Consider the following 12,407-nt stretch of genomic DNA (forward strand, 5'->3'; position numbering starts at 1 on the left):
CCAGCATGCTGGACCACAGCGCTGCCCAGCGCGCCTGGGCGCACACCCTGGCCGAGCACGGCCTGGGCGAAGGCCCCGGCCAGCCTGTGCTGCGCACCGGCACCGTGCCCGACGAGTTGCTTCCGGCCCTGATGCGGCGCGCGGCCGTGGTCGCCATGCCGTCGCTGATGGAGGGCTTTGGTCTGGCGGCGCTGGAGGGGCTGGCTTGCGGCACGCCGGTGCTGGTGTCGCGCCGGCCGCCCTTCACCGAACACTTCAGGAACTCGCCCGGAGTCGCCTGGTGCGAGCCGGAAGACACCGCCTCCATCGCCGCCGGCCTGCAAGCGGCCGCACGCATGCCGCGCCTCGCAGCCACGCCCCCCGTCTGCCTGGAGCACAGCTGGAGCCGCAGCGCGGCCCTTCACGAAGCCTGGTACGCCGAACTGCTGGCCGCCCGCCTCGCCACCGCGGATTTGGAGCTTCAAACCCTTTGCAACTGAACAGGAGACCTCATGCCCGCCATGCACTACACCATCCAGTGGCCCGACGCCTCACAGAGCGTGGCGTACTCGCCCTCGCTGGTGATTGAAGACTTCTTCACGCCCGGCGCCGACTACCCGCTGGACGATTTCCTGCGCCGTGTGCGCGAAGCAACGGCCGTCGCCAACCAGCGGGTGCAGGCCAAATTCGGTTTCGTGTGTTCCCGCGCCGGCGATCAGCTCGCGGACACCGAAGCACGCGCCGCCGGCTTTGCCGGCCAACCGGGCGCGTCGGTCCGCATCCTCGGGTTTGCTCCCGTCCTTTCCTGACCCACCACCTCGACCCATCAAGGAGCTATTCATGTCTTCATCCAACCTTCCCCGGCACAGCGTGGTCGTCGTGGGCGGCGGCCAGGCCGGACTTTCGGTCAGCCACGGCCTGCAGGCCCTGGACATCGACCATGTGGTGCTGGAAAAGCACGAAGCGATGCACGCCTGGCGCACCCAGCGCTGGGACAACTTCTGCCTGGTCACGCCCAACTGGCAGTGCGCCCTGCCGGGCCATCCCTACGATGGCGACGACCCGCACGGTTTCATGAAGAAGGACCAGATCAACGACTACCTGTCGGCATTCAAGGCCAAGGTGGGCGCCTCCCTGCGCGAGGGCGTGGCGGTGGAACTGGTCCAGCCCGTGGCGGGCGGCTTCCTCGTCCGCACCAGCGAGGGCGAGTGCCTGGCCGAACAGGTGGTGGTGGCTTCGGGTGGCTACCACCAGCCCATCGTGCCGCGCCTGGCCGAACGCCTGCCCGAGAGCATCCGCCAGATCCATTCGGCCGACTACCGCAACGCCGACCAACTGCCGCCCGGCAAGGTGCTGGTGGTCGGTTCAGGCCAGAGCGGTGCCCAGATTGCGGAGGACCTGCATCTGGCGGGCCGGCAGGTGGTGCTGGCTGTGGGCGATGCACCGCGCTGCGCGCGGTTCTACCGCGGTCGCGATGTGGTGGACTGGCTGGCCGACATGGGCTACTACGACATGCCCGTGTCGCAGCATCCGCTGCGCGAAGGCGTGCGCGACAACACCAACCACTACGTCACCGGCCGCGACGGCGGGCGCGACATCGACCTGCGACGCTTCGCGCTGGAGGGCATGGAGCTGTACGGGCTGCTTGAAGGGCTGGAAGGGGACACGATGCGCTTTGCCCCCAATCTGGCGGACGCGCTGGACCAGGCGGACCGCACCTACAACGGCATCAACGCCGCCATCGACAAGCACATCGCCGAACAAGGCATTGATGCGCCGTCGGGCGAGGTCTACCAGCCTGTGTGGCGTCCGGCCGTGGAGCGGGAGACCCTCTCGCTGGCCGAGTCCGGCATCACTTCGGTGATCTGGTGCATCGGTTTTTCGCCCGACTTCCGCTGGCTCAATGCGCCGGTCTTCACGGGGCGTGGTCACCCGGTGCACGAGCGTGGAGTGACGTCGGTGCCGGGTCTGTACTTCGTCGGTCTTCCCTGGTTGCACACCTGGGGGTCGGGCCGCTTTTCGGGTGTGGCGCGGGACGCGAAGTTCATCGCAGAACGCATCGCACACCACCAGGCGCATGTGGCAGAGACCAGCACCGGTGAGGTGTGCAGCGCCGAGTCCACGCTGGCGTGAGCGTGCACGTGCTGGAGGCAGTCGCGGTCGATCCGAAGGTGGCGCACCTGACGCAGCCCAGGCGTGCCGCCGCCTCCCTCGTGGACCGGGAAAAGACGCTGCAGCTGGTGGCAGGCATGCCGGAACTCAACGCCTGCGGCTTGTCGGAAACCTGGCTGCAACGGACCTGCGGGTCGCAGCACTGGCTCGCCCTGGGTCAGGCGCTGGGCCAGCCATCGGATCGATGGGTGGACACACGGGGGCTGCGGGTCTATGCGGCCTTCGGCTGGCTGCGCCTGCGCGAGGCGCAACTGGACCTGGTCCGGGAGGGGCAGGCGCTCCGGCTCAACAGCCGCCTGCGCTGGCTGGGGCGCTCCCATGCCTGGAGCCACCACCGCCTGGCCGGCACCAGCGACGCGCTGGCAGAGCTGGACATGCTGTCGGTGTTTGTCAGTCGCCACCGGCCGGGTGACAACCACTCGGTGCGCCGGGCCGACATGCCCGAGGCCATGGTGGATGAACCCGCGCCCGACACCGCTGCGTTGCTGGGGCGCCTGCGCCAGTGGCGGCAGGCCTCGGACACTCGTGATCCGCCTGCGCGTTCATGGCGCACCACGCCCTGTCCGCGATCCGACTTCAATGGGGCAGGGTTGCTCTACTTTCCCTCGTTCACCGCGCTGGCCGACAGGGCCATGTGGCATTGGGGCCTGCTGGGGCCCGGTTCGGCGGTGTTGAGCCGGGAGTGCCTGTTCCTGGGAAATGTCGGCCTGGGTGAGTCGATCGACGTCCGGCTGTTGGACACCCAAGTCTCGGGAGCGTGCAACCGGTTCCTGCTTCAGGTGGTCAGCGCGGACCTTGGCCGTCGCCTGGCAGAGGTGCAGGTGGTGGTGCTCGAACGCGTCTGACCAGGTGCGTGGCAATTCCACGCTTTGGAATGTGAGGGGTGCTGTTGGTTCGCAGAGCTCCTAGAGTCGTGTTGGCCGGAGACGAGATCCGTCGCCCATGGCACACAACACATCCTCTGGAGACATCAATGAACACATCCCTCGCAAGCGGCTTCCCCCAGCTGCTCAAGACGCTCGCAGGCCTTGCAGCGGTCGTCGTGCTGGTCGGCGCGCCCGCCCACGCCTTCCCCGACAAGCCCATCAAGCTGGTGGTGCCCTTCGCTCCCGCCGGTGGCACCGACCTGATCGCCCGCACGCTGGCGGTGGAGATGGCCAAGGAGCTGGGGCAACCTGTCGTGGTCGACAACAAGCCGGGCGCCAGCACCATCATCGGCACCGAACTGGTGGCCAAGAGTGCGCCCGATGGCTACACGCTGGTGGTCTCGTCGATTGCCCACGCAGTCAACCCCAGCCTGATGGCCAAGATGCCTTACTCGACCGAGAAGGACTTTGCGCCCGTGTCCATGATCGTGCGCTCGCCCAACGTGCTGGTGGTGCGTGCCGACAGTCCGTTCAAGTCGCTCAAGGACATCATCGCCGCAGCGAAAGCCGATCCGGACAAGCTGACCTACGCCTCGCCCGGCAACGGCACCTCGTCCCACCTGGCCGGAGCGCTGTTCGCCGACATGGCCAGGGTCCAGATCAAGCACGTGGCCTACAAGGGTTCGGGCCCCGCGCTCACCGACCTGCTGGGCGGTCAGACCGACATGATCTTTGCCACCTCCGGTTCGGTCGGCGGCTTCATCGACAGTGGCAAGCTGCGCGCACTGGCCATCACCTCGGCCGAGCGCTCCACGGCCTATCCCGGTGTGCCGACCGTGGCCGAGGCTGGCGTGCCCGGCTACGCCACCGAAGGCTGGTACGGCTTCTACGCGCCGGCCGGAACGCCCGCGGCCGTGATCGACAAGCTCAACGCCGCCACGCGCAAGGCCGCCAGCAGCGAGATCTTCAAGTCCAAGGTGGTGAGCGAGGGCATGGTGGTGCAGACCGGCACGCCGGCCGAGTTCGACGCCTTCGTGCGCGCCGAAATCGTGCGCTGGTCCAAGATCGTCAAGGCCGATGTGCTCGCCAAGTGAGGCGGCTGCCATGAAGCCCGTTCTCCACGGTGTCCGGGTGCTCGACCTGACCCATGTGCTGGCTGGCCCGTTCGCGGGCTACCAGCTGGCGGTGATGGGCGCCGAGGTCATCAAGATCGAGTCGCCCGAGGAGCCCGACCAGGCCCGTTACCAGGGCTCGGACGCCGCGCTCAACGACGCCGGCATGGGCACGGCCTTCCTGTCGCAGGCGTCGAACAAGAAGGCCCTGGCGCTCAACCTCAAGACCGAGGCAGGGCGCCAGGTGCTGCGGCAACTGGTGAAGACCGCCGACGTGCTGATCGAGAACTACCGGCCCGGAGCGTTCGATGCGCTGGGCCTGGGCTATGCGGACCTGTCGGCCATCAACCCGCGGCTGGTCTACTGTTCCATCTCGGCCTTCGGCAGCTCCGGCCCCAAGCGCGAACTGACCGCCTACGACGGCGTGGTGCAGGCTTACTCCGGGATGATGGCCATGACCGGCGAGCCGGGCACGGCGCCCGTGAAATGCGGCGCACCCGTGGTGGACTACGCCACGGGCACCACCGCCGCCATGGCCATCCTGGCGGCGCTGCTGCAGCGCAGCCATGACGGCAACGGCCAGTTTGTCGAGGTGGCGATGTCGGACGTGGCCATGATCCTCGCCAGCTCGCACCTGACCGGCTACCTCTGGAACAGGGCGCACCCGGAGCAGAAGGGCAACCGCTACCCGTTTGCCACCATCGGTTGTTACCCGGCCAGCGATGGCCCCCTGATGGTGTCCGCGTCCAACCTGCGGCAGCAGCGACGGCTCTGGGAAGCGCTGGGGCGCACCGACCTGGTCAAACACAACAACCGGGACCGGATCAAGGGCTATGCCGAAGAGGCCCAGGCACTGACCGAGATCCTGGCCACCGCTTCGCTTGACCACTGGGAGGCGTTGCTGCGCGAACACCGCGTGCCGGTGTCCCGCGTGCAGCGCCTGGAGGCCATGCTGGCGGACGAGCATGTGCGCAGCCGCCAGGTGCTGCATCGATTCGCAGACGAGGCCGGTGCGCTGGCGGGGCTGACCGTACCGGTGGCGGGCTTCCAGCTCTCGCGCAGCCCGGTGCAGGTCACATCACCGCCGCAAGCTGTGGGCGCTCAGAACCAGGAACTGCTCATGGCCTTGGGCTACCCGCCCGCCGACATCGAAGCGATGCGCGCCCAGGGCGCGATCGCCTGAACCGGCACCTCCCAACACCTTGAATTCACAGACACCCATGAACCCATCATCCCAACCCGCCTCCTTGCGGCGCCGCGAACTGATCCTGGCCGCGGGCCTGGCCTGCGCATCCGTGCCCGCGCTGGCACAAACGACCGCCAGCTTCCCCGCCAGACCGGTGCGCCTGGTGGTGCCATTTCCCGCAGGTGGTGGCACCGACAACATGGCGCGGGCCCTGGCCGACAGCCTGTCGAAGATGTGGGGGCAGACCGTCGTCGTGGACAACAAGGCCGGCGCCGGCACCGTCGTGGGCAACGACTTCGTATCCAAGAGCGCGCCCGACGGGCTCACGCTGCTGCTCAACACCAGCGCGGTCGCCATCGTGCCCGGCCTGAACCCCAGGCTGCCGTACCCCGCCGAGACCGGACTGATCTCGGTGACCACGCTCGGCCATGCGCCCAATGTGGCGGTGGTGCGGCCCGACAGCCCGATCCGCTCGGCCTCCGACTTTCTGGCGCAGGTGCGGGCCCAGCCCGGGCGCTTCACCTACGGTTCGGCTGGCAACGGCACCTCCACCCACCTGGCGGCCGAGCTGCTCAAGACCACGGCCAAGGTGTTCATGGTCCATGTGCCCTACCGCGGCGCCACCCCGGCCCTGACCGACCTCATGGGCGGGCAGATCGACCTGGCCTTCGGCACCCTGCCCAGCGTTGCGCCCTACCTGGCCAACGGCAAGCTGCGTGCGCTCGCCGTCACCAGCGCCACGCGCACGGCCCTGCTGCCCGATGTGCCCACCTTCGCCGAATCGGGGCTTGCCGGGTACGCCGCGCCGGTCTGGTACGGCATCTTCGTGGCCGGTGGCACACCCGCGCCGCTGGTGCAGCAGCTCTACCAGTCGATCCAGCGGGCCGCCGACAGCGAAGAGTTCCGCAAGCGCATCCGGGCCGAAGGGCTGACGCTGACGCTGGACCCACCGGCCGCGGCCGACGCGCTCTACCGCACCGACATTGCCAAGTGGAAGAAGGTGATCCAGGTCCAGTCCATCAAGGCGGACTGAGCATGGAGGGACGTGGTCCGAGCCGGGCCGCCGCCGGCGCGCAGATCGCGGCGCTGGAATCGGCCTGCGAGTGCGTGGTGCAACCGGTGCTCGGACATCACATCGTGTGGCGCAGGGTGGGCAGTGGCCCGCCTCTGGTGCTGCTGCACGGCGGCCATGGCAGCTGGCTCCATTGGGCTCGCGTGATCCCCGATCTCTCGTTCAGCTTCACCTTGTGGATGCCCGACATGCCCGGGTACGGTGACTCGACCTTGACGCCCAAGCAGGGGCTCGACGAACTCGTCGCCCAGTTGCGCCAGGGGCTGGATGATGTGCTGGGTGCCCGCACCCCGATCCTGCTGTGCGGGTTTTCTTTCGGCGGCCTGGTCAGTGCCCAACTGGCCGCGCAGCGTGACCATGTGCAGCGCCTGGTGCTGATCGGTCCTGCAGGACACGGCGGTCCCCGACGGCAGACCGTGACGCCCTTGCCGTGGCGGGACCTGGACCCCGATGCCGACCCCGTGGGCTGGGCGAACCGCATGCGGCACAACCTGCTCGCGCAGATGCTCCACAGCGAGACCGCCGTGGACGCACTGGCGTTGGAGATCCAGTGGCGCGGCTGCCTGAACACCCGGTTTCGCAGCAAGCCGTTCTCCCGCTCGGCGGCGCTGGCGTCTGCACTGAGCTGTTACCCGGGGGAGGTGCTGACCATCTGGGGCGAGCATGATGTCACCGCTGTGCCGCGCGACATGGCCGATGGCGTGGCACCGCAAGGCGCGTCGCGCCGCCAGCGGGTGGTGGGCGGCGCGGGGCACTGGCTCATGCACGAACGTTACGCCGCCACCACCCTGCTGATCCGACAGGGCCTGACCGCAGCCTGATGCCGACACGCCGCGCGCGGATCAGGCTGCCACGGTTTCCGCTTGGCGGCGCCGGGACAGCATCCGCATGCCCACCGGCACCACCAGCATCAGCACCGCCGCGGTCCACAACCCGATGGTGATGGGGCTGCCCACCAGGATGGCCGCATCGCCGTTGCTGATGGACAGGGCGCGGCGCAGGTTCTGTTCCATCATGTCGCCGAGCACGAAGCCCAGGATCAGCGGCGCCATGGGCACGCCCTGCTTGCGCAGCAGATAGGCCACAAAGCCCAGCCCGGTCATCAGCACCAGGTCGAACGTGGTGGCGTGCACGGCGTACACGCCCACGCTGCTGACGGCCACGATGCCGGGCACCAGCAGCCAGTTGGGCACGCTCAGCACCTTGGTGAACACGCCCACCAGCGGGATGTTGAGCACCAGCAGAATGACGTTGGCCAGGAACAGCGAGGCGATCAGGCCCCAGACCAGGTCGGGCTGCTGGGTGAACAGCGCCGGGCCGGGCGTGATGTTGTAGAGCGAGAGCGCGCCCACCATGACCGCCGTGGTGCCCGAGCCGGGCACGCCCAGCGTGAGCATGGGCACGAAGGAGCCGGTGGCGGCCGAGTTGTTGGCCGCCTCGGGTGCGGCCACGCCGCGGATGTCGCCTTTGCCGAAGCTGCCGTCCTTGTCGGTCAGGCGCTTTTCCATCGAGTAGGTCATGGCACTGGCGATGGTTGCGCCGGCCCCCGGCAGCACGCCGACCACGAAGCCCACCACGCTGGAGCGCACGGTGCCCCACCAGGTGTGGGCCAGTTCCTTCCGGTTGAACAGCATGCGGCCGGTCTGCGTCACCAGGCCGGTGCTGCTGTGGTGCTCCTGCAGCATCAGCAGCAGCTCGCTGATGGAGAACACGCCGATGACCACCACCACGAACTGGATGCCGTCGGAGAGGTGGATGTCGCCGCCGGTGAAGCGGTAGACGCCCGAGTTCGAATCCAGCCCGACACAGGACATGGACAGGCCGATGATGGCCGCCAGCCCGGCCTTGACCGGCGCGTCGCCCATCAGGCCCGCGATGCAGGCGAAGGCGAAGCACATGAGCGCGAAGTACTCGGCTGGCCCGAAGGACAGGGCCCAGCTCGCCAGCAGCGGCGCGAACAGCACGATGCCGATGGTGGCGATCAGCGAGCCCACGAACGAGCTCCAGGCGGAGATGGACAGCGCCACGCCGCCCAGGCCCTGGCGCGCCATGGGGTAGCCGTCCAGCGCGGTCATGATGGCGCCCGCATCGCCCGGCACGTTGAGCAGGATGGACGAGATGCGGCCACCGTATTCGCAGCCGATGTAGACCGCGGCCAGCAGGATGAGCGAGGTCTCGGCCGGCAGCTTCATGGCAAAGGCCAGCGGCATCAGGATGGCCACGCCGTTGATCGGCCCCAGGCCGGGCAGCAGGCCGACGACGGTGCCGATGAAGCAGCCGATGGCGGCGATCAGCAGGTTGGTGGGGCTCAGCGCTACACCGAAGCCGGCGATCAGGTGTTGCAGGATGTCCATGTCAGCTCCCTCCGAGCAGCGATGCCAGCGGGCCGGCGGGCAGCACCACGTCCAGCACCTTGTCGAACAGCAGGTAGAGCACCCCGCCCAGCGCGGCGCCGCCGATGAGCGACTGCTTCCAGCTGCCGCCGAAGGCCATGCCCACGGGCACGGCCATCAGCGCGGTGGCGAGCGGAAAGCCCAGCCACTGGAACAGCAGCGCGTAGACCAGCACCGCGGCCGCGCACAGGGCGGTGGGCTTCCAGGGCACGCCGTGGAAGGCTTCCGTGCCGGCCGTGGGCCGCAGCACCAGCCACAGGCCTGAGAGGCCGAGGCCGCAGGCCAGCAGCAGCGGAAACGCGCGCGGGCCGACGGGTTCGTAGGAGATGGCGGCGGCGTAGTCTTGCGCGGCCCAGGCCATGGCGGCGGACGCGACAACACACACCGCGCCGAGGGCGCGGTCACTCATGGCGGGGCTCCGGCTTTACTTGGCGGGGACGACGTTCAGGCCGAACTCTTCGGCCAGCTTGCGGTAGCCGGCCACCTGCTTCTTGACGTAGGCGTCCAGCGGCGCGCCGGTCAGGGCCATGGGGAACAGGCCGCGCTCGTCGCGCAGCTTGCTGTCGGCGGGCGTGGCCATCAGCTTGGTGAAGGTGTCGGCCCAGACCTTGTAGTCGGCGTCGCTGACCTTGGGGCCGAGGTAGAAGCCGCGCACGATGGGCCAGTCCACGTCGTAGCCCTGTTCGGTGGCGGTCGGGATGTTGGCCATGTCGCCGGGCAGGCGCTTGTCGTTCATCACCGCCAGGATGCGCACCTTGGCGCCGGCCTTGATCTGCTGCTGCGCCTCGGCCGCGTCGCCGGTGAAGACGTGGATGTGGCCGCCCTGCAGCGCGGTCAGTGCCTCGCCGCCGCCCTCGAAGGCCACGTAGCGCATGGTCTTGGGGTTCACGCCGCCGGCGCGCGCGGTGAGCGCGGCCTTCATCCAGTCCTGGCTGCCCACGGTGCCGCCCGCGCCCAGCACCACCTTGGTCGGGTCGGCCTTCATGGCAGCCATCACGTCCTTCAGGGTCTTGAAGGGCGAGTTCTCGGCCACCACCACCGCGCCGTAATCGGTGCCGATGGCGGCGAGCCAGCGCACGTCGTTCTCGGTGTAGCGGCCGAACTTGCCCTGGGCCAGGTTCAGAAGCGAGCCGCCGGAGAAGGCGACGATGGCGTTGGCCGCGTCGGGCTTCTGCGCGATCACGGTGTTGTAGGCCACGGCACCGATACCGCCGGGCATGTACGTCACACGCATCGGGTCGGCGATGAACTTGCCTTCCTGCAGCGCGCTCTGCACCAGCTTGCAGGTCAGGTCGAAACCGCCGCCGGGCTTGGCCGGGGCGATGCACTCGGTCTTGTCGAGCGGGTTGGCGAAGGCGTTGAGGGCTGCGGCCGACACGGCGGCGGCGATGAACTTGGAAGCGATGCTCATGAAGGTGTCTCCTCGATGGGGTGGAAGCCACGCAGCACAGGCGCTGCGATGAGGGCACTGTAGAAATCCGGCACTTTCAACGCGCTTTCAGAAAACCGCCGCAAAACCACGGGTTAACCCGCAAGCGCGTCGGGCGCCGGCTGGGCGGGTAGCGTGAGTGTGACGGCCAGCCCGCGGCCGTTCGGCCCCGCGGCTACCCGCATCTGCCCGCCATGCCGCTGGGCCACGGTGCGCACGATGGCCAGGCCCAGGCCGGAGCCGGGCAGGGCACCGCCACGGCCGCGGAAGAAGCGCTCGCCGGCGCGCGCCAGTTCGTCGGGCGGCAGGCCCGGGCCGTCGTCTACCACCGTTACCTGCACCGCACCACCGGCTTCGCCGCGCACCACCAGCGTGACGTGGCAGCCCGCGCCGCCGTGGCGGATGGCGTTGTGCAGCAGGTTGGACAGCGCCTCGCGCAGCAGGTCGGGCTCGCCCTGCAGGGGCGGCGGGCCGTCGGGCGCGTCCAGGCCCAGGTCCACGCCTTGTTCGCGCGCCGGTCCCCACCACTGGCGCACCAGGGCCTCGGCCAGGGCCACGGCGTCGAAGGGCTGGCGCTGCGGTGGGGCGCTGTCGGCGCGCGCCAGCGAGAGCATCTGGTTGGTCTGGCGGATCGTCTCGTCCAGCTGCTCACGGATGGTTTCCAGCACCTGGCGCTGGGCGGCGGGGTCGGCCTCGCGCTGCGCGTAGGCCACCTGGGTGGCCAGCGTGGTCAGCGGCGTGCGCAGCTGGTGCGAAGCGTCGTCGACGAAGCGGCGGCGTGCTTCGGTCTGCTCGCGATTTCGTTCGATGTGGTGGTTGATGGCCTGCACCAGCGGCCGCACCTCGGCTGGCGAGCCGGTGTCGTCCACCGGGGTCAGGTCCTGCGGGTCGCGCGCGTCCACCTCCTGCCGCAGCTTGTCCAGCGGGCGCATGGCCCAGGCGATGGCCAGCGCCAGCAGGCCGGTGGCGGCCAGCATCAGCAGCACGTCGCGCGCCAGCGACTGCAGCACCAGTGCGCGGCGGAAGTCGTTGCGCGCCTCCAGCGTTTCGGCCACCTGGATCAGCACGCGCTGCGGCCCCGCGTGCCCGGCCAGCGGTGGGTTCAGTTCGCGCGCATAGCTGCCCACGCGCACCGCCTGGCCCAGGTACTCGCCTTCGTGGAACTGTGGCTGCCCGGTCTTCAGCGGCCGGGGCGGGGCGGGCAGGTCGGCGCTGCCGATCTCGACCAGGCCGTCCTCGGTGGCCACGCGGTAGAACACCTGGCCCTGCGCGGTCAGCTCGAAGAATTCGAGCATGCGGTAGGGCAGCTCCACGCCGATGCCGCCGCTGGCGGTGGAGATGCTTGAGTCGATGGACTTGACCGCGCCCAGCAGCGAGCGGTCGTAGGCCGCATCGGCGGCGTCGCTGGCCGTGCGCCAGCCCAGCCAGAGTTCACCCGCGATCACCGCGCCCAGGCCCGGCAGCAGCAAGACCAGCAGGAAGCGGCGGATGCTCGCGCGCGACCACGAGAGCGGTTTCACGCGGGACATTCCAGCAGGTAGCCCAGGCCGCGCAGCGTGGCAATGCGCACCGGCGAGGCTTCCAGCCGCTTGCGCAGACGGTGGATCAGCACCTCGATGGCCTCGGGGTTCACGTCCTGCTCGTCGGAGAACACGCGCTCCAGCAGATCGCGCTTGGACAGCGGCTCGCCCGGGTGCTGGATCAGCGCACGCAGCACCGCGTGTTCGCGCGGCGTGAGGCCCAGCACCTCGTGCTGCAGGCGGAATTGCTTGGACGCGCTGTCGTAGCTCAGCGGCCCGCAGGCAAAGCGCGGGTGCTCCTGCCCGCGCGAACGGCGGATCAAGGCGATCAGCCGCGCCTCCAGCTCGGCCACGTCGAAGGGTTTGGCCAGGAAGTCGTCGGCCCCGCCGTGCAGGCAGCTCACCCGCTCCATCAGCGAGTCGCGCGCGGTGAGGATCAGCACCGGCAGGCGCTCATCGGCTTCGCGCAGGTCGGACAGCACGTCGTGCCCGCCCAGGCCGGGCAGGCCCAGGTCGAGGATGAGCGCGTCGTACTTCGTGGCCTTGAGGCTGCGGCGCACCAGGCGGCCGTCGTTCACCCAGTCAACCTGGAAGTCGTTCTGGCCCAGGGCCTTGACCAGCCAGGTGCCCAGTTCGGTTTCGTCTTCGGCGAGCAGGATGCGCATGGGGCGAGTCTCT

The 12,407-nt window shown here is 69.2% G+C and carries 13 protein-coding genes; 8 read left to right on the forward strand and 5 right to left on the reverse strand.

What is annotated here, in order from left to right:
• The first annotated feature begins 5 nt into the window (after window positions 1-5).
• From HFL01S_RS25705 to HFL01S_RS13260, 8 genes are all read left to right on the forward strand, one after another.
• The gene (locus tag HFL01S_RS25705) at window positions 6-479 is read left to right on the forward strand and encodes a glycosyltransferase (RefSeq protein ID WP_245644810.1); all 474 of its coding nucleotides are present in this window, start codon (window positions 6-8) and stop codon (window positions 477-479) included.
• 12 nt (window positions 480-491) lie between these two features.
• Entirely contained in the window at window positions 492-788 is a 297-nt protein-coding gene (locus tag HFL01S_RS13230; RefSeq protein ID WP_066259173.1) for an MSMEG_0570 family nitrogen starvation response protein, read from the forward strand.
• 31 nt (window positions 789-819) lie between these two features.
• Window positions 820-2,112, forward strand: coding sequence for an MSMEG_0569 family flavin-dependent oxidoreductase (locus HFL01S_RS13235; RefSeq protein WP_066259175.1), 1,293 nt, complete (start codon window positions 820-822; stop codon window positions 2,110-2,112).
• Window positions 2,085-2,996: a Pnap_2097 family protein gene (locus HFL01S_RS13240; RefSeq protein ID WP_157538867.1), complete on the forward strand. Its 912-nt coding sequence runs from the start codon at window positions 2,085-2,087 to the stop codon at window positions 2,994-2,996. Before HFL01S_RS13235 ends, HFL01S_RS13240 begins: the two co-directional genes overlap by 28 nt.
• A gap of 128 nt (window positions 2,997-3,124) precedes the next feature.
• Complete coding sequence (locus tag HFL01S_RS13245) at window positions 3,125-4,111, forward strand: tripartite tricarboxylate transporter substrate binding protein (RefSeq protein ID WP_066259179.1); 987 nt, start codon at window positions 3,125-3,127, stop codon at window positions 4,109-4,111.
• A gap of 10 nt (window positions 4,112-4,121) precedes the next feature.
• Window positions 4,122-5,312 carry a CaiB/BaiF CoA transferase family protein gene (locus HFL01S_RS13250; RefSeq protein WP_066259184.1) on the forward strand — a complete coding sequence of 397 codons (1,191 nt, stop codon included), beginning with the start codon at window positions 4,122-4,124 and terminating at the stop codon, window positions 5,310-5,312.
• A 37-nt stretch (window positions 5,313-5,349) separates the two neighbouring features.
• Window positions 5,350-6,348 carry a tripartite tricarboxylate transporter substrate binding protein gene (locus HFL01S_RS13255; RefSeq protein WP_084383287.1) on the forward strand — a complete coding sequence of 333 codons (999 nt, stop codon included), beginning with the start codon at window positions 5,350-5,352 and terminating at the stop codon, window positions 6,346-6,348.
• A gap of 2 nt (window positions 6,349-6,350) precedes the next feature.
• Window positions 6,351-7,208, forward strand: coding sequence for an alpha/beta fold hydrolase (locus tag HFL01S_RS13260; protein WP_066259186.1), 858 nt, complete (start codon window positions 6,351-6,353; stop codon window positions 7,206-7,208).
• 21 nt (window positions 7,209-7,229) lie between these two features.
• On the opposite strand, the gene HFL01S_RS13265 is transcribed toward HFL01S_RS13260, so the two are convergent.
• The 5 genes from HFL01S_RS13265 to HFL01S_RS13285 form a co-directional block, all read right to left on the reverse strand.
• A complete protein-coding gene (locus tag HFL01S_RS13265) occupies window positions 7,230-8,741 on the reverse strand; it encodes a tripartite tricarboxylate transporter permease (RefSeq protein ID WP_066259187.1) in 1,512 nt (503 codons plus the stop codon).
• 1 nt (window position 8,742) lies between these two features.
• Window positions 8,743-9,189 (reverse strand): tripartite tricarboxylate transporter TctB family protein, encoded by a 447-nt coding sequence (locus HFL01S_RS13270; RefSeq protein ID WP_066259189.1) that lies wholly within the window; start codon window positions 9,187-9,189, stop codon window positions 8,743-8,745.
• 15 nt (window positions 9,190-9,204) lie between these two features.
• Entirely contained in the window at window positions 9,205-10,191 is a 987-nt protein-coding gene (locus tag HFL01S_RS13275) for a Bug family tripartite tricarboxylate transporter substrate binding protein (protein WP_066259191.1), read from the reverse strand.
• 113 nt (window positions 10,192-10,304) lie between these two features.
• A complete protein-coding gene (locus tag HFL01S_RS13280) occupies window positions 10,305-11,729 on the reverse strand; it encodes a sensor histidine kinase (RefSeq protein ID WP_066259194.1) in 1,425 nt (474 codons plus the stop codon).
• Window positions 11,726-12,394: a response regulator gene (locus HFL01S_RS13285; RefSeq protein ID WP_066259197.1), complete on the reverse strand. Its 669-nt coding sequence runs from the start codon at window positions 12,392-12,394 to the stop codon at window positions 11,726-11,728. The genes HFL01S_RS13280 and HFL01S_RS13285 overlap by 4 nt, the downstream gene beginning before the upstream one ends.
• Window positions 12,395-12,407: the final 13 nt, after the last annotated feature.

This window comes from Hydrogenophaga flava NBRC 102514, from assembly GCF_001571145.1.
GTDB classification, from domain to species: domain Bacteria; phylum Pseudomonadota; class Gammaproteobacteria; order Burkholderiales; family Burkholderiaceae_C; genus Hydrogenophaga; species Hydrogenophaga flava.

What these genes read in the sequence shown, in the direction of transcription:
- HFL01S_RS13275 (WP_066259191.1), bottom strand. Translation starts at nt 10,191, where the DNA reads ATGAGCATCGCTTCCAAGTTCATCGCCGCCGCCGTGTCGGCCGCAGCC.
- HFL01S_RS13230 (WP_066259173.1), top strand. Translation starts at nt 492, where the DNA reads ATGCCCGCCATGCACTACACCATCCAGTGGCCCGACGCCTCACAGAGC.
- HFL01S_RS13260 (WP_066259186.1), top strand. Translation starts at nt 6,351, where the DNA reads ATGGAGGGACGTGGTCCGAGCCGGGCCGCCGCCGGCGCGCAGATCGCG.
- HFL01S_RS13250 (WP_066259184.1), top strand. Translation starts at nt 4,122, where the DNA reads ATGAAGCCCGTTCTCCACGGTGTCCGGGTGCTCGACCTGACCCATGTG.
- HFL01S_RS25705 (WP_245644810.1), top strand. Translation starts at nt 6, where the DNA reads ATGCTGGACCACAGCGCTGCCCAGCGCGCCTGGGCGCACACCCTGGCC.
- HFL01S_RS13265 (WP_066259187.1), bottom strand. Translation starts at nt 8,741, where the DNA reads ATGGACATCCTGCAACACCTGATCGCCGGCTTCGGTGTAGCGCTGAGC.
- HFL01S_RS13285 (WP_066259197.1), bottom strand. Translation starts at nt 12,394, where the DNA reads ATGCGCATCCTGCTCGCCGAAGACGAAACCGAACTGGGCACCTGGCTG.
- HFL01S_RS13235 (WP_066259175.1), top strand. Translation starts at nt 820, where the DNA reads ATGTCTTCATCCAACCTTCCCCGGCACAGCGTGGTCGTCGTGGGCGGC.
- HFL01S_RS13255 (WP_084383287.1), top strand. Translation starts at nt 5,350, where the DNA reads ATGAACCCATCATCCCAACCCGCCTCCTTGCGGCGCCGCGAACTGATC.
- HFL01S_RS13245 (WP_066259179.1), top strand. Translation starts at nt 3,125, where the DNA reads ATGAACACATCCCTCGCAAGCGGCTTCCCCCAGCTGCTCAAGACGCTC.
- HFL01S_RS13270 (WP_066259189.1), bottom strand. Translation starts at nt 9,189, where the DNA reads ATGAGTGACCGCGCCCTCGGCGCGGTGTGTGTTGTCGCGTCCGCCGCC.